Source organism: Streptomyces muensis (assembly GCF_021474425.1).
Classification (GTDB): Bacteria; Actinomycetota; Actinomycetes; order Streptomycetales; family Streptomycetaceae; genus Streptomyces; species Streptomyces muensis.
Genome location: NZ_JAKEIP010000023.1, coordinates 1 through 17,207, shown reverse-complemented (window position 1 = coordinate 17,207; position 17,207 = coordinate 1). Strand labels below are relative to the sequence as shown.

The following is a 17,207-nucleotide window of genomic DNA, read 5'->3' as shown; positions in this document are numbered from 1 at the left end:
ACGGACGTGCGCGTAGCGATCATGACGGCGGGCTCCCGGGGCGATGTCGCCCCCTACACCGGACTCGGCCACGCCCTGTCCCGGGCCGGTCACGAGGTCACCCTGGTCACGCACGGCTGCTTCGAGCGACTGGTCGCGGGATCCGGTGTCCGCTTCCATCCGCTGCCGTTGGACCCACGGGCGGAACTGGAGTCCGCGCGCGGCCGGAGCCTGCACCGCAGTGCGAGCGGACTGGGCAAGCTGGTGCGCGTGGTGGGGCTGGCGCGGGCCCTGGCCGGACAGCTGACGGACGACATGCTGGCCGCGGCGCGGGACAGCGACCTGCTGCTCCTGGCGGCTTCCACCGCCCCGCTGGGGCACACCATCGCCGAGGGTCTGTCACTGCCGAGCCTCGACGTCCCTCTCCAACCGCTCGCACCCACCCGCGAGTTCGGGCCGCCGATGCTCGGGGGTGGCTCCTGGGGCGCTGTGGGCAACCGGGCCGCGGGGCATGTGGTGCGCCTCGCCATCGACCGGGTCTTCTCGGCGGCGGTACCGGACGCACGGGCCCGCCTCGGGCTGCCGCGCACGTCCCGCAGCCCACGCGAGCGCCGCGCGCTGCACGGTTACAGCTCCCTGGTGGTGCCCAGGCCACGCGACTGGCCGCCGCACCTGGAGGTGACGGGTTACTGGTGGCCGTACGACGGCGAGGCCCAACTCCCGTCTCAGCTGCGGGAGTTCCTCGACGCGGGCCCGCCGCCGGTCTTCGTGGGCCTGGGCAGCGCGACCGTGCCCGATCCCGCGCGGCTGAGCGGCGAGGTCGTGCGCGCCCTGCGCCGGGCCGGGCTGCGCACGGTGATCCAGCGGGGCTGGGGCGGTCTGGAGGCCGCCGGGGACGACGTACTGACCATCGACGAGGTGCCGCACTCCGTGCTCTTCCCGCGGATGGCCGCCGTGATCCATCACTGCGGCGCGGGCACGACGGCGGCCGGGCTGCGCGCCGGGGTGCCGGCCGTGCCCGTGCCGATCCAGTTCGACGAGGGCTTCTGGGCCGACCGTCTGGTCGCCCTCGGCGTGGCGCCCCGCGCGGTGCCGCTGCGGAAGTTGACGGCCTACGCGCTGGCGGACGCCGTCCGGCGGGCGACCACCGACCCGTCCTACGGCCGCCGCGCCCGCGACATCGCCGACGGACTGCGGGCCGAGGACGGGGTCGCGCCCGTCCTCGACGTGGTGAACCGGCTCGCCGGCTGAACCGCGGGAGCCGGCGACGTCACCGGCTGATCGGCGTCAGGAGCCGGCGAGCCGGGCGTCCGTCGGCTGGAGGATGCCGAGGAGGATGCGGACCAGTTCGTCGACGACCTCGTCGAGGGTGGCGTCCACCCACCCGGCGCTCCAGTCGTGCAGCAGCCCGTTGACGCTGCCGATGAACGCGGTCACGGCGAGCCGGTAGTCGCGCGGCGCCGCCTCCCCGCGCGCCACGGCGGACGCCACCTCGGCACAGACGAGGTCGACCCAGCGGGCCCGGCGCGCGAGCCGCTGCTCCTCCAGCCGTGGGCTCACGCCGATGATCTCGACGAAGGTGATGCGGATGCGGCGCGGGTCGGCGGTGACGTTCGCGGCGTAGGCGCGGAAGATCGCGGTGGCCCGTTCGGCGAGCGGGAGGTGCTGCGCCTCGGCCACGGCGGTCAGGGCGGCTTCCTCGGCCCACGCGTTGACCTCCAGGTGGAGGGCCGCCAGGACGTCCTCCAGGGCGCGGAACTCCTCGTAGAACTGACGGGTCGACAGGCCCGCGGCCTCGCTCAGTGCCGCGACGGTCGTGCCCCGGTAGCCGGGGCTGTCGCCGAAGAGCTGGAGGGCGGCGTCCAGGAAGCGTCGCCGCCGCTCGGCCTGTCGCTCCTCGGCCGACTTGCCGCCGTAGCGGCCGGTGGGCGCCTTGATCCTGCCCGTCACGCTGTCCTCCCAGCACCTTGCCGACCCGACGGCCAATTTTGTCGTGTACGCAGTCTTGTGGAGAAGGGCACCCCCTCCTTACTTTTCAGTAAGTTGATTCTGAAAGCACTCGTGTTCAGATCTCCCCCTCCCATCTCAGAGGAAGAGAGCAGTCATGCCTGCCATCAGTCCCAGGCACCTGTGCTCCGTGGCCGCCGCCCTCGCCCTGACCGTCGCCGCCCCCGCGACCACCGCCACCGCAGCCGACGCCTCCGCGGCGGCGCTGCGCGAGGTGATGTTCGTCGGCAACAACTGGGACGGCACCGCCGATGTCATCAAGTCCTCCGGGGACTTCGGGAAGATCGGCCGGATCAATGTCATCCCCGACAAGGACCAGCGGATGGCGGAGATCAACGCCGATCCGATCAAGTGGATCTACTTCATGGCGATCCGCAACAGCGTCGGTGAGGGCCACGACCAGTTCGTCGACGACATGTACTCCACGCCGGACGGGAAGTCCGTGGTCGTCTCGCGCCCGAGCTTCGCCGACGTGGTGTCCCTCGACCTGGCCACCGGCGAGGTCAACTGGCGCTTCCCGGTGTCCGGTTACCGCGCCGACCACATGGCGGTCTCCCCCGACGGCAAGCGGGTCGCGGTGTCGGCGTCGACCTCGAACACCGTGCACGTACTGGACATCGAGACGGGCAAGGAACTGGGGAAGTTCACGACCGGCGACAAGCCGCACGAGAACATCTTCACGCAGGACGGCAAGTACATCTACAACATGGCGATCGGCGACGTGAACACCCAGACCGACGCCCCCTGGCTGGACTGGACGAAGGGCGACCGGCGCATCACCGTCGTCGACGCGACCACGTACCAGCAGGTCAAGGTCATCGACATGCGCCCGAAGCTGGACGCGCTCGGGCTGTCGGACTACTCGGACGCGGTGCGGCCGGCCGTGTTCTCGCCGGACGAGTCGAAGCTGTACTTCCAGGTGTCGTTCTTCAACGGCTTCTTCGAGTACGACCTCGCCACCGACAAGATCACCCGCACGAAGACCCTGCCGAAGAACCCGGCGACCAGCGACGACCGCACCAGCTTCGTCAACGACTCGCGCCACCACGGCCTTTCGATGAGCCCCGACGGCAGCAAGCTGTGTGTCGCGGGCACGATGGACGACTACGCGACCGTCGTCAACCGCACCACCCTCCAGGAGGGCCCGCTCGTCACCGCCTCCAAGCCCTACTGGGCCACGGTCAGCGGTGACGGCAAGTCCTGCGTGGTCTCCGAGAGCGGCACCGACCAGGTCACGGCCATCGACTTCGCCACCGGCCGCAAGCAGGTGTCCGTCCCGGTCGGCGACCACCCGCAGCGGGTCCGGCTGGGCCATGTGGAGGCCGGCTGGACCAGCCCGTCGAACGGCTGATCAACCCCTTTGATCAGCCCAGCGCCTTCAGTACCGCCCCCACGCCGTCCTCGGTCGCCATGTGCCGCGCCGCGACCGAGGCGGCGCGAGCGTACCCCTGCTGCCGTACGACCCGACCCAGCGCGTCGGCGAGCCGCTCGGCGGTGAGGGACGCGAAGGGGATCGGTGCGGTCGCGGCCCCGATCGACGCCAGCCGTGCCGCCCAGAACGGCTGGTCCGCCGTCACCGGCACCGGAATCGCGGGCGCCCCGGCGCGCAGAGCGGCTGCCGCGGTGCCGGCCCCGGCGTGGTGCACCACCGCGGCCACCCTCGGGAAGAGCAGCGCATGCGGTACGTCACCGGTGGTCAGGACGTCGTCGCCATCGGCCGCGAGCCCGGCGCTCCCCGCCTGCACGATGCCGCGCAACCCGGCCCGGCGCAGCGCCCCGACGGCGATCTCGCTGAGCCGCTCGCCGTGCCCGGCGGCCATGCTGCCGAAGCCGATGAACACCGGGCGCGGCCCGGCCGCGAGGAAGTCCTCCACTTCGGTGGGGAGTCGACGGTCCGGGGCGAGGTACGGCCACCAGGTGCCGACGACGTCGAGTCCCTCACGCCAATCCGACGGGCGCGGCACCAGTGCCGTGCTGAAGCCGTGCAGGACGGGCCGGTTCGCGCGCTCCTGTCGCCGGCGCATCTCGGCGGGGGTCAACGCGGGCAGGTCGAGGCGCCGTCGCAGGTCGGTGACAGCCTCGGTGTAGACGCGGTCGGCCATCCGCAGCGCGAAGCGGCCGGCGGCGCGGTTGCCGAGGCGGCCGAGGGAGCGGGTGCCCATGAGGTTGGGCGGGAAGTCGCCGGTCGGGGCGGTGGGCTGGAGGTAGAGGCCGATCGCCGGGATGCCCATGGCCTCGGCGAGGTGCCGGCCGAGCGGTGCGGTGGTCGTGGACAGCAGGAGCAGTTCCGTGCCCGGGTCGACCGCGTCGGCGAAGCCCCGGCCGAGCTGGGTGACGAACGCGGACGCCGTGCGCATCAGTTCGCGTCGGCTCTCGACCGCCCCCGGAGCCTGCGGGCGCGTGGGCAGGCTCCGGAACTCCAGGCCCGCCTCGCGGACGAGGGGCGCGAAGGCGTCCGTCGTGGCGAGGGTGACATCGTGTCCGGCCTCGCGCAGGCCCGCCCCCAGGCCGGTGTACGGTGCGACGTCGCCGCGTGATCCGGCGGCAGCGATCAGGATTCTCATCCGTCCTCCTCAGGCTGTGCCCGGCGGGCCGCGTTCGCGTGGACGGCTTCGCGCAGATAGGCGGCGAGGCCGGGCCGTTGCTGCGAGGGCGGGACGACGAGCGCGAAGGCGCGTGGGTCGGTGGCGAAGTCGTCCGCGATGCGCCGGTGCATGTCGGGCGGGCAGGTGGTGAACCAGCGGGCGATGTGCAGCCGGTGTTCCTCGGCGAGGTCCGTCGCCCGCTCGCCGTCGGCCGGCTCGCCCTCGTCGAAGGCCGCGAGCAGTTCCACGCGCCAGGCGGCGGCCTCGCCCATGAGCCGGCGCCAGTCCTCCTTGGTGTGGGCGGCGGCCCGCGCCATGGACTCCTTCTGCCCCGGTGAGTCCTGCCACTTGAGCTGTGCCTCGGTGGCGTAGGAGAGGTCGAAGGTGATCTCGCCGAAGACCTCGAAGCGCTCCTCGGGTGTCAGCTCGACGCCCGTCTGCCGGACCTCGATCGCCTGCTCGGCCACCTCGGCCAGCCGCTGGAGTCGGCCGATCTCCTCGCTCAACTGCCGCAGGCGGGCCTGGAGATGGTCCAGGGCGTTCGCCTGCGGGTCCTTGAGGATCTCGGCGATCTCGTCGAGGGAGAAGCCGAGTTCGCGGTAGAAGAGGATCTGCTGGAGCCGGGCCAGGTCGGTGTCGTCGTACAGCCGGTAACCGGCGCCGCTGCGACCGCTGGGCGAGAGCAGTCCCGCCCGGTCGTAGTGGTGCAGCGTGCGCACGGTCACCCCGGCGAAGGACGAGACCTGCCCCACGGAGTAGCTCATTCACCTGCCCTTTCGTCGGGGTACAGCGTGCGGCCTGACGTAAGGGGAGGGTCAAACGGCGGTGCCTATCCGGCGTTCTGCGCGGCCCACGCGGCGAGTTCGGACTTGGCCGCGTTCAGCAGGGCGGCCGAGGGGGCGCTCGCCCGGTTGGTCACCAGCGCGTAGTGCAGGACCCCGGAGTCGGTGTCGGTGAGCAGCAGGCGGCGGCTGCCCGTGCCGCCCGGTTCGGCGGCGACACCGACCGGGGTGGTCGAGGTGTACGACGGTGGCGCGTATGCCGTGCCCAGGTCGGAGACGACCGTCGTGGAGCCGGTCGGGAAGGAGGCCGGGAGGTGCAGTTCGGTCGGTGCCGTTCCGCTGCCCGAGCGCCACAGCAGCAGCCCGTACTGGCCCGATCCGACCAGCTGCGCCACGTTCGGCAGGGAGCTGGGCACCGGGTTCCAGGTCAGGGTCGTCGAGCCGTCCCGGGAGCGGTCCTCGTAGGTGAAGGCGACCGTCGAACCGGAGGTGGCGCTCGGGTAGATCCGGTCCAGCAGCCGGGCGTCCTGGCGCAGCGTCGCCGTACCGGAGTCGTCGAGGCGTACGGCGGACAGGTCCTCGCCGTTCCAGGCGTCGCCGTCGGTCTGCACCTTGTCCGGGTTGTCGTTCATCAGCTCGTGGTGGCGGCCGTGGTAGATGTCCCACTGCCACTGGGAGCCGGAGAGGACGGGGCCGGATCCCTTCGGGTTCGACCACCAACTCGCGCCCTTCACCCGGGAGTCGAGGGCCTGGTACATCGCCTTGTAGACCGTCGGCGCCTTGTCGGAGACGTTTCCGGCGAGCGGATGCCCGAACTCGCTGATGATCGCGGCCGTCCCGGTGGCGGAGGCGCGGTCGCGGACGGTCCCGAAGTCGCCGACGTACTGCCCGTCCTCCGCCTTGCCCCACATGAAGACGCCGGAGATGGCCTTCTGGTCGTAGAAGTGGGTGTTGAAGACGTAGCGCGGACCGAGCGTGCCCGCGTCCAGGAGTCCGCCCTCCTCCTTCTGGAAGTCGAGGTTGGCGTTCCAGAAGAGGTTGGGCTCGACGAAGGCCGGCTTGCTCTGCCAGCCCGCCGCGTCCATGCGGGCGCGGAACTTGACGTAGAAGGGCCACAGCACGTCCTTCTCCCACGACCGGCTGGTCTGGCCGGAGTCGTAGGTGCCGGCGTGCGGTTCGTTCCACGGGTCGAAGCCGACGACGCCCGCGAACTGGGCGCTGGTGAGGTTCTGCCTCAGGTGCGTCATCGTCTTCTGGGCGGTGTCGAGGAAGGCGTCCTGGAGGCCGTACTCGTTGTGCCAGAAGTCGTACGTGGACTGCTTCACGGCCTCGTTGGAGGTGATGTTCTGGCCCCAGAAGGGGCAGATCCCGCAGTATTCGTCGGGGTAGTTCCCGAGGTCGACCGCCCACTTGGGGGCGCCGTCGCCGGTGTACCAGCTGTCGGGGTCGAACAGCCAGCGGGAGTAGAGGTCCTGGTGGAAGTCGGGGTACACGCGGATCCCGGCGTCCAGGAAGGCGCGTATCTGGTCGGTGGCCTTCGTGAGGTAGGCGGTGTCGACCTGGCCGCGTACGGGTTCCGCGTAGGCCCAGGAGAGCAGGAACCGCACCGAGTTGCCGCCGCCGAGGGCGCGCAGGGCGGTCGCGGACTTCTTCGCGTCGGCGGTCGACGCGAAGGGCAGACCGTTGTTCTCCTTCAGTTTCGTCTCGCCGGAGACGTTGTAGCCGCGCAGTACGACCTCGCGGCCGTTGCCGTCGACGAAGCGGCCGTTCTGCACGGTGAGCGGCGTTTCGTCGAACCAGAGGGAGTCGGGGAGGGTGGCGGCGGTGGCGGGAGTGGGGCCCGCCACCGACAGGGATCCGAAGAGGACGACCAGGGCAACCAGTAGACGCGCCCGAATGTTCGGCATGTCCACTACAGTCCGGTGATATCAGGACACAGTCAACACCCCTGACTCATCAGTAAGTTCGTTCTCAACCAGTTCAGTTGCCCACTCTGCGCGTCAGGTTCAACAGGTATTCCTTCCGGTTCAGCGGATTGAGGTCGGTACGCCGACGCTCCGGGACCGTGCCGCGCGGGGCGGGCGCGTAGTGGTCGAAGGCGCTCTCCAGCTCGCCCTCGCCGCGCGTCAGCCCCGGTAGCTGCTGCTCCAGTTCGTGCACATGGGCCGCGGGCACCGAGCCCTCCAGCACGCAGGACGCGCCGCGGGTCTCCGTGGTCTGCGGCACCGCGCGCAGCCGGGACAGCACCGGCAGCAAGGCGGCCAGGGTGTCGGTCGGCGCCTCGACACGGAAGCGGTGCATGGGCTCGTGCACCTCGGTGCCCGCCCTGCGCAGGGCCTCGGTCAGGACCAGCGGGGTCAGACCGCGGAAGTCGTAGCCGGTGCTGGACATGCTCTTGTCGAAGCCCTGGTGGGCATGGCTCTGCCGGGGCGAGTAGCCGGAGTGGGTCATGGTGACCGTGCAGTCGGGGACCTGCCAGCCGTGCAGGCCCTGGCCGAGGGTCTCGCGGACGGTGTCCTCGACGGCCTTGAAGAAGGCGTACGGCATGGAGCCCAGCTCGACCTCCAGGCGGAAGTCCACGCCGGAGCCGACCGGCGCCGGGTCGACACGCAGACCGACGGTCGCGAGGAAGGGGTTGTCGTCCTTCCCCTTGAACTCGACCGCCGCGCCCGAGCCGACCGGGCGTTCGACGCACAGCGGTGTCGTCTCGCGGAAGGTGGCATCCAGGCCGAACTCGTCGGCGAGGGTGGCCTGGATGACCTCCTTCTGCACCTCGCCGTAGAGGGAGACGAAGGTCTCCTGCCGTACCTCGTCGTGGCGCAGGCCGATCAGCGGGTCCTGTTCGGCGAGCAGGGTGAGGGCGCGGTGCAGGCCCCGCCGGTCCGCGCCGTCGGCCCGCACGACGACGGTTTCGAGGGTGGGCGGGGCGAAGTGGTGCCCGTGGGCCTTGCGGGGTTCGCCGATCGCGTCGCCGATCCTGATGTCGGCCAGGCCCCACAGCTTGGCGATCCGGCCCGCGGGGAGCGCGTCGGCGCGGGTGTCCGTGCCGTGGTCGAACACGCTGATCCCGGTGATCCTCGCCTCGGTGCCGGGTGCTGCGCCGACCGTGTCGGCATGCGGCTCCGCCGCGGGGCCGGGTTGGGCAGTCGGTTGGGTGCGGCGCCCTCGTGGCTGTTCGCGCCCACGCGGCGGAGCCGCGGTCGGTACGGCCCCGCGCCCCAGCGGGGCGCCGCCGAACCGCGGCGGATCCGCCTCGGCCTGCTTGGCGTCCCCGAAGGGGATCCGGTCACGGACGCGCAGTGTCCCGGAGAACAGCCGCGCGTACGCGACCTTCTCCCCCGCCGGGCCCCGCTCCACCTTGAAGACGGTGCCCGAGACCGGCCCGTCGGGGTCGCCGGCCGCGGCGGGCAGCAGTTCCCTGATGCCGCCGATCAGCGCGTCGACGCCGGCGCCCGTGACGGCGGAGCCGAAGTACACGGGATGGACCAGCGCCCGCCGGGTCTGGTCGGCGAGGGCGGCGCGGAGGCGGTCGTAGGAGACGGTGTCCTCGACGTAGGCCGTCAGCAGTTCGTCGTCGTGGTCGGCGAGGACGTCGAGTGCCGACGGCGGGAGGCCGGGGACGAAGCGCGCGTCGCGGGTGCCGAGGGCGTCGGCCGTCCCCATCGGTACGACGGCCGCCGTCAGCCGCTCGGACACGGCCCGCAGGACGGCATCATGGCGCGCTCCGCGTCGGTCGATCTTGTTGACGAAGACCAGCGTGGGAATGCGCAGCCGTTGCAGTGTGCGCATCAGGACGCGCGTCTGGGGCTGCACGCCCTCGACGGCCGACACGACCAGCACGGCCCCGTCGAGCACACCGAGCACCCGTTCCACCTCGGCGATGAAGTCGGGGTGGCCGGGGGTGTCGATGAGGTTGACCGTCACGTCGTCGAGGGCGAAGGAGACGACGGCGGACTTGATGGTGATGCCCCGCTGCCGCTCCAGCGCGAGGGTGTCGGTCCGGGTGTTCCCGGCGTCGACGCTGCCGACCTCGTCGATCACGCCTGCCGAGTGCAGCAGGCGTTCGGTCAGGCTGGTCTTGCCGGCGTCCACATGGGCGAGGATTCCGAGGTTGAGCACGTGCACGAAGCGTCATGTCCTTGGGTGAGGGGGGTCGTTCCTTCCGGGAGGGACATGGACGCAGTGCGCATTGCTGCTCCTCTTCGCGTGACGGCGGGTCCTGTGCAGTGCAGCAGGGCCGGAGTCACGGCGGCAACCGATTAATCAGGGCGTGCGCGGCTCACGAGACCTCCTCCGTGAGCGTCCCGATCCAGGTGCGGATCGCCGACGCCGTGGTCTTCGCGTGTTCCCGCATCATCGTCAGATGGTCGCCGGGGACGTCCACGAGGTCGTGTTCCGTCGGCCAGGTCGTCCGCCAGTCGTCGGCGTCCGCGGCGGCCGCCATCGCGGGCGTGGGCAGCATGGCGCGCACCAGGAGGGTGGGCGTGCGGAGCGGCTCGGGCTGCCAGTCCAGGAAGATCCGGTTGTAGGCGCCGATCGCGGCCAGGGCGGTGTCGTCGTCCCCGGTGAGAACGGGCCGTCCGGTGTCCTGCGGCGGCGGGGCCGCCAGGGACAACAGCCAGTCCTTGCCGCTGTTGTCGGGCGTGATGTGGTAGCTGTCCAGCAGCACCAGGCCCGTCGGCGCCCGACCCATACCCTCCAACGCGTGGGCCACGAGATGCGCCACATTGCCGCCCGCCGACCGTCCTACGACCACGAAGGGCCCGCCCCCGACGTGCCGGAGCACGTTCTCGGCCTGGGTGCGCGCCAAGGCGGCACGGTCCTCAGGTACGGCGGCGCCGGCACCGATGCCCGGGTGCGGGAACTCCAGGACTTCCAGGACGTCCGGGTCGTGCCGGAAGGCGCGGTGGAACTGTGGGAACTCTCCGCCGTCCGAGGTGAGCGAAGGGTGGTAGGCCGGGAAGTAGACGATCGTCGGGCGTCCGGCGCCGGGCCGGCCGTGGGAGCGGCGGATCGGGGGCAGGGCGTGCTCATGGCCCCGGGCGGCCGGGAAGGTGGGCAGCGCCCAGGACGCGGTGACGAGGAGGTGCATCGCCGCCACCGGTTGCCCGGAGGCACTGACGGTCCGGAACAGCGAGGAGAGGGTGTACGTCGGCCGCTCCGCCTCCGTGGTGGATTCGGGGGCGTCCGCGGTGGCCGGTTCGTCGTCCAGCAGGCCGAGCAGATGGCGGGCCAGTTCCTCGGCCGTGCGGTGCTCGAACACGACTGCCGCCGACAGCCGCAGCCCCAGCCCCGTACTCAGCTGATTGCGGATCTGTACGGCGGTGAGGGAGTCGAACCCCAGGTCGGCGAGGCTCTTGCCGGCGGGGAGCGCGTCGGCGTCCGGGTAGCCGAGCACGGCGGCCACGTCGGCCCGCAGCAGCGCCACGAGCGCCGCCTCCCGCTGACCCGACACTGTCCGGGCCAGTCTCTCGCGCCACTCCCCCGGCTCGGTCGTCCGCCCCGGAGACCCCATGGAGCCGGAGGCCGTCGCCGCGGCTGTCGGCCGGCCGGGACGGACGAGCCCGCGCAACGGCGCCGGCAGGTGCCCGGCACCGGAACGCAACGCGGCGCGGTCCAGCCGGATCGGCGCCACGACCGGCGTCGTCGAACGCAGCGCCGCGTCGAACAGGGCAAGCCCCTGCCGAGTGGACAGGGGCACGAACAACTCCCCTGACCGCGAGCGCTGTTGGTTCTGTCCCGCCGCCATGCCGCCGACGTGCTCCCACGGGCCCCACGCCAGGGACAGGACGGTCAGTCCTTCGGCGGCGCGGCGGTGGGCGAGGGCGTCGAGGAAGGAGTTCGCTGCCGCGTAGTTGCCCTGGCCCGCCCGGCCCAGCAGCCCCGAGACGGACGAGAACACGACGAACGCCGTAAGGCCCATGTCACGGGTCAGTTCGTGCAGATGCCACGCCGCGTCGGCCTTCGGCCGCAGCACGGCCGCCAGCCGCTCGGGGGTCAGCGAGTCCAGCACGCCGTCGTCGAGCACTCCGGCGGCGTGCACCACGGCGCCCAGCGGGGGCTCGCAGCCCCGGACGACCTCGGCCAGCGCGGCTCGGTCGGCCGCGTCACAGGCCACGATGCCGACCCGAGCGCCCAACTCCTCCAGCTCACCGCGCAGTTCCAGGGCCCCGGGCGCCTGCGGCCCGCGGCGGCCGGTCAGCAGCAGATGCCGGACGCCGTGTTCGACGACGAGGTGACGGGCCAGTTCCGCGCCCAGCGCCCCGGTGCCTCCGGTGATCAGAACCGTGCTCTCCGCGGCGAAGGCGGCGCCGGTGACCGGCGTGTCGCCGACCGGCCTCAGTCGCGGGACCGTCACCCGCCCGTCCCGTATCCGCAGTTGCTGCTCACCGGTGGCGACGGCCGACGCAAGAACCCGCGACGACTCGGGCCGCCCGTCCACATCCACCAGGACGACCCGGCCGGGCAGCTCCGACTGCGCCGTACGCACCAGCCCCCAGACCGCCGCACCCGCCAGATCCGGCACCGGCCCGGTGGCGTCCCGTGTCACCACGACCAGCCGTGCGCCCGCAGTGCCCGGATCGTCCTGCCAGTCCTGGAGCAGTCTGAGGACACTGCCGGTCAGCTCGTGCACGGCGGACAGCGGATCGGAGCCGGTGGCGGCAGAAGCGTCGGTGACAGCTGTGACCACGACGAATTCGGGGTTCGCGGCCTCGGGCAGGAATCCGGCGAGGTTCAGCTCGTCCGGCCCGCGCACCGCCCAGCCCCGGTCATCGGCACCTCCCGGAAGTTCGAGAGCAATCCAGTCAGGGCGCAGCAGCGCCCTTCGTACGATGTCGTCCGTCGCGCTGCCGGCCATATCGCCTGTGCCGGCCCCATCGGTCCGACCGGCCGGGAGTTCCCGCGTGGCCAGCGAGTCCACGCGTGCCACGAGCCGGCCGGTCGGGTCGGACATCGTCAGTGAGACCGTGTCCGCGCTCGTCGGCGTCACCTTGACCCGCAACTCCGTGGCACCCGAGGCGTACAGGCTCACACCGCTCCACTCGAACGGCACCCGCAGCGAGCTCGGGTCAGCGGGTCCCGCGAGGAGCGGCGCGTGCGACGCGGCGTCGAACAGCGCCGGGTGGAGGCCGAAGCGGGCCGCCTGCGAGGTGTGCGACGCGGGCAGCCGGACCTCCGCGAAGACGTCGTCGCCGCGCCGCCAGAGCGCGCCGACCCCTTGGAAGGCGGGCCCGTAGGCGAGCCCGGCATCGGCGAGCGCGGCGTACGCGTCCGTGAGGTCCACCGCCTCGGCGTCCCGCGGCGGCCACGGCTCCGGCTCGCTCTCCGCCGCCACCCGCCCGAGCCCCAGTCGACCGGTGACGTTGCGGGTCCACGGCGTGTCCTCGTCGGCCTCCTCCGGCCGGGAGTAGATGTCGACCGGCCGTCGGCCCGAGTCGTCGTCCCGCGTACCCACCAAGACCTGCACCCGCACGCTCGCGGAACCGTGCAGGGCCAGCGGCGTCAGCATCACGAGGTCGTCGACCGCACCGCACCCCACCTCGTCGCCCGCCCGCACGGCCATCTCCACGAACACCGTCGCCGGTACGACCACCCTCCCGGCGACGACGTGGTCGGCGAGCCACGGGTGCGCCGCGAGGGACAACACCCCGGTCAGCACGGTCCGTTCGGTGTCCGGCACCGGGAACGCGGGGCCCAGCAGCGGACCGGCGTCCGCGGCCACCGGGGCCGGTGCGTCCAGCCAGTACCGCTGCCGCTGGAAGGCGTACGTCGGCAGATCCACGCGCCGCGCGCCGGACCCGGCGTACACGGCCGGCCAGTCGACGGCGGCCCCGGCCACATGCAGCCGGGCCACGGCCGACAGGAGTGTCTCCGGTTCGTACGCGCCGCCTCGCGTGGACACCGCGAGCACGACGCCGCTCGTGGACGGCCCGGTCAGGCACTCGGTGGCCGCGGCGGTGAGGGCGGGCCCGGGGCCGAGTTCCAGGCAGGCGGACACCCCGTCGTCCGCGAGGTGCCGCACGGCGTCGGCGAAGCGCACGGGCTGCCGGGCGTGCCGCGTCCAGTACTCGGGCTTGCACAGCTCGGCGGGCTCGGCGAGGCTGCCCGTCACGGTGGAGACGATGGGGATGCGCGGCGGCCGGAACGTCAACTGCCGGGCAACCCCCAGGAGTTCGTCGAGCATCGGGTCCATCAGCGGCGAGTGGAAGGCGTGGCTCACCCGTAGTCGTACGGCCCTTCGGCCACGCTCCTCGAAGCCGGCGGCGACCGCGAGCACCGCGTCCCGCTCGCCCGAGATCACCACAGAACGCGGCCCGTTGACGGCGGCGACGGCCACTCGCCCCTCGAACTCCTTGAGTGCGGTGACGACTTCGGCCTCGGTCGCGTCCAGCGACGCCATCGCGCCGCCGTCGGGCAGGGCCCGCATCAGCCTGCCGCGCGCGGCGACGAGCGTGGCCGCGTCGGGGAGATCGAGTACGCCGGCGACCTGCGCGGCGGCCAGTTCGCCGACGGAGTGGCCCACGAGGCGGTCGGCTCGCACTCCCCATGACTCCAGCAGCCGGAAGAGCGCGACCTCGAAGGCGCACAGCCCGGCCTGCGTGAAGTCCGTACGGTCCAGGAGGGCCGCTTCCGGTGAGCCCGGTTCGGCGGCCAGCACCGCGCTCAGCGGCTGGGGCAGACGGTCGTCCAGATGCCCGCAGACTTCGTCGAACGCTTCGGCGAAGACGGGGAAGGCGGAGCGCAGTTCGGCGCCCATCCTGGGGCGTTGGGCACCTTGTCCGGTGAACAGGAAGGCCGTACGGATCGCCGGGTCCGCCAGCCCTCGGACGACGCCCGGTGCGTCGCTGCCCTGCGCGAGCGCGGTCAGCGCGGCAGCCATCCGGGTCCGGTCACCGCTCGGCACGCTCGCCCGGTGGGAGAGGGCGGAGCGCGACACCGCGAGCGCGCAGGCGATGTCGGCGGTCGACGCCGTCGACAGGGCCTGCCCGTGCGCCACTTCGGCGGCGAGGCGTCGGGCCTGGGCGCGCAGGGCGGTCTCGTCGGCGGCGGAGAGCAGCCACGGAACGGGCGGCGTCGCGGTCGTGTCCGGGGGCGCGACCGCGGTGTCGGCCCTCGGCGCCTCCTCCAGGATCACATGCGCGTTGGTCCCGCCTATCCCGAAGGCCGAGACGCCCGCACGCCGCGGACGGTCCGTGGCCGGCCAGGGCCGGGGCTCGGTCAGCAGTTCCACCCGGCCGGAGGACCAGTCGACGTGCGGTGTGGGCGGATCGGCGTGCAGGGTCCGGGGCAGGGCGCCGTGCCGCATGGCCTGCACGGTCTTGATGACGCCGGCGACTCCGGCCGCCGCCTGTGTGTGCCCGAGGTTGGACTTGACCGACCCGAGCCAGAGCGGCTCCGCCCGGTCCTGCCCGTACGTGGCCAGGAGGGCCTGCGCCTCCACGGGGTCGCCCAGCCGGGTTCCGGTGCCGTGCGCCTCCACCACGTCCACGTCACCGGCGCGCAGCCCGGCGTCCGCCAGCGCCTGGGTGATGAGCCGCTGCTGGGCCGGTCCATGGGGCGCGGTGAGCCCGTTGGAGGCGCCGTCGGAGTTGACGGCCGAGCCGCGCAGCACGGCCAGCACCGGGTGGCCGCCGCGCCGCGCGTCGGACAACCGCTCCAGCAGGACGAGTCCCACGCCCTCGCCCCAGGCCGTGCCGTCGGCCGCCGCCGAGAAGGACTTGCAGCGCCCGTCCGCCGACAGCCCGCGCTGCCGGCTGAAGGCGAGGAACGACTGGGGTGTCGCCATCACGGTGACCCCGCCGGCCAGCGCCAGCGAGCACTCGCCCGAGCGCAGCGCCCGCGCCGCCCAGTGCAGCGCCACCAGCGAGGACGAGCAGGCGGTGTCGACCGTGATGGCGGGGCCGCGCAGGCCGTACGCATAGGAGATCCGCCCGGAGGCCACGCTGCCCGTCGAGCCCAGGCCCAGATGCGCCTCCAGCTCGTGGGGCCGGGTCAGGCGGGTGGCGTAGTCGTCGTACATCACGCCGACGAAGACACCGGTGTCGCTCTCGCGCAGCGACGCCTGGTCGATCCCGGCCCGCTCCCACACCTCCCAGGAGGTCTCCAGGAGCAGCCGCTGCTGCGGGTCCATCGCGAGCGCCTCGCGCGGCGAGATCCCGAACAGTCCGGCGTCGAACTCCGCGGCCCGGTGCAGGAATCCGCCGTGTCGTGTGTACGTGGTGCCGATCCGGTCGGGATCGGGGTCGTACAGGGCATCCAGGTCCCAGCCCCGGTCGGTCGGGAACTCCGTGATGGCGTCGCGGCCCTGCGCCACCAACTCCCAGAGGTCTTCCGGGGAGTTGACGCCACCCGGGTAGCGGCAGCCCATGGCGACGATGACGACCGGATCGTCGTCGTCGGACGACCGGTCCGGTCCGCCGTACGTCCGAGGGCGTGTCCCGGGCTCGCTCTCGAAGAGCGCGGCGCGCAGGTGGCGGGCCACCGCGGCCGGTGTCGGATGGTCGAAGACCAGCGTCGCCGGCAGGGTCAGGCCGGTCAGCGCGCCGAGCCGGTCGACCAGTTCGACCGCGCCGACGGAGGTCAGGCCGAGATCGGTGAACGGGCTCTGCGCGTCGGGCGGTTCGCCCGCCGTGGGCCGGCAGGCGTCGGCCGTCTCGGCCAGCACCGTCACGCGCAGCGCGCGCTCCTGGTCGTCGACCGAGAGGGCGAGGAGCCGCTCGCGCAGGCCGGCGGCCTCGGGAGTGGCCGGGGCGACCGGAGCAGCCGGGACGACCACCTCGTGCCGGACGATCTTGCCGGACGCGGTGCGCGGGACGGCGGCGATCTCGCGTATCTCGGCCGGCACCTTGTAGTCGGCCAGCCGAGTACGGCACTCGGCGAGCACCCGCCGCGCGTCGATCCCCTCCGGGCCCGGCACGACGAACGCGACCGGGACCTCGCCGAGCACGTCGTGCGGCACACCCACGACCACGGCGTCGGCCACGCCCGGACACCGGGCCAGGACCTGCTCGATCTCCGCCGGGTGGATGTTCTCGCCGCCGCGGATGATCAGTTCGCTGACCCGGCCGGTGAGCCGGAGATGGCCGTGCTCCACGCGGCGGCCCAGGTCGCCGGTGCGGTACCAGCCGTCCCGCAGCGCGGCGGCCGTCGCCTCGGGTTGCCGGTGGTACCCGGTCATCAGACCCGGAGAGCGCACCCAGACCTCGCCCTCGGCGCCGTCCTGGACGTCCTCGCCGCTGCCCGGATCGACGACACGTATGTCCACGCCGGGTATGGGCGGTCCGCAGGAACCGTCGACCCCGGGTCCTTCGGGCGGACTGACCGCGATCACTCCGCAGGTCTCGGTGCTGCCGTACGCGTCGAGCAGCGGCGCGCCCAGCGTGTCCGCCACGGCCGCGCGCAGCGCGGGACCGCTCGGCGCACCCGCCACCACGCACATCCGCAGGGCCGGTGAGGACCCACCGGGCGAGTCGAGCAGCCGGTGATACGTCGTGGGCACGCCGCCCAGCAGGGTGAACGGCCCGCCGAGCTCCTCGTACGCCGTGGCCAGTTCCTGGCGCAGACCGCCGGGCGGCAGCAGGTCACCGGCGATGCGGGCGCTCGCGCCGACGGCCGTCACACCCAGGATGGCCAGCGAGTGGCTGAAGCTGTGGAACAGCGGAAGCGGCCAGAGCAGCCGGTCGTCGGGCGAGAGGCCGAGGATCGGGGCGTAGCAGGCGGCCACGGACCACAGCGCGGCCCGCTGCGTGGACAGCACACCCTTGGGCCGGTGGGTGGTGCCGGACGTGTAGAGCATCCAGGCCGGTTCGTCGAGCCCGAGCAGGTCGATCCCCGCGCTCCCCGCGGCCCCGCC

The 17,207-nt window shown here is 72.7% G+C and carries 8 protein-coding genes; 2 read left to right on the top strand and 6 right to left on the bottom strand.

Features of this window, described 5'->3' with window-relative positions; all coding sequences use genetic code 11:
• The first annotated feature begins 21 nt into the window (after nt 1–21).
• A complete protein-coding gene (locus L0P92_RS09280) occupies nt 22–1,230 on the top strand; it encodes a glycosyltransferase (protein WP_234762084.1) in 1,209 nt (402 codons plus the stop codon).
• A gap of 36 nt (nt 1,231–1,266) precedes the next feature.
• On the opposite strand, the gene L0P92_RS09275 is transcribed toward L0P92_RS09280, so the two are convergent.
• Nucleotides 1,267–1,929 (bottom strand): TetR/AcrR family transcriptional regulator, encoded by a 663-nt coding sequence (locus L0P92_RS09275; protein WP_234762042.1) that lies wholly within the window; start codon nt 1,927–1,929, stop codon nt 1,267–1,269.
• Between the two features lie 154 nt (nt 1,930–2,083).
• Here L0P92_RS09275 and L0P92_RS09270 point away from each other — a divergent pair, with 154 nt between their 5' ends.
• The gene (locus L0P92_RS09270; RefSeq protein WP_234762041.1) at nt 2,084–3,337 is read left to right on the top strand and encodes a YncE family protein; all 1,254 of its coding nucleotides are present in this window, start codon (nt 2,084–2,086) and stop codon (nt 3,335–3,337) included.
• Between the two features lie 13 nt (nt 3,338–3,350).
• Here L0P92_RS09270 and L0P92_RS09265 read toward each other — a convergent pair whose 3' ends face one another.
• The 5 genes from L0P92_RS09265 to L0P92_RS09245 form a co-directional block, all read right to left on the bottom strand.
• Nucleotides 3,351–4,550 (bottom strand): glycosyltransferase, encoded by a 1,200-nt coding sequence (locus L0P92_RS09265; RefSeq protein ID WP_234762040.1) that lies wholly within the window; start codon nt 4,548–4,550, stop codon nt 3,351–3,353.
• Nucleotides 4,547–5,335 carry a MerR family transcriptional regulator gene (locus L0P92_RS09260; RefSeq protein ID WP_234762039.1) on the bottom strand — a complete coding sequence of 263 codons (789 nt, stop codon included), beginning with the start codon at nt 5,333–5,335 and terminating at the stop codon, nt 4,547–4,549. The genes L0P92_RS09265 and L0P92_RS09260 overlap by 4 nt, the downstream gene beginning before the upstream one ends.
• A gap of 65 nt (nt 5,336–5,400) precedes the next feature.
• Nucleotides 5,401–7,260 carry a cellulase family glycosylhydrolase gene (locus L0P92_RS09255; protein ID WP_234762038.1) on the bottom strand — a complete coding sequence of 620 codons (1,860 nt, stop codon included), beginning with the start codon at nt 7,258–7,260 and terminating at the stop codon, nt 5,401–5,403.
• Nucleotides 7,261–7,333: 73 nt separating this feature from the next.
• On the bottom strand, nt 7,334–9,478 hold the full coding sequence (locus L0P92_RS09250; RefSeq protein WP_234762037.1) for an elongation factor G: 2,145 nt from the start codon (nt 9,476–9,478) through the stop codon (nt 7,334–7,336).
• A 154-nt stretch (nt 9,479–9,632) separates the two neighbouring features.
• The coding region (locus L0P92_RS09245; protein ID WP_372497221.1) for a type I polyketide synthase at nt 9,633–17,207 on the bottom strand (7,575 nt) is incomplete at its 5' end.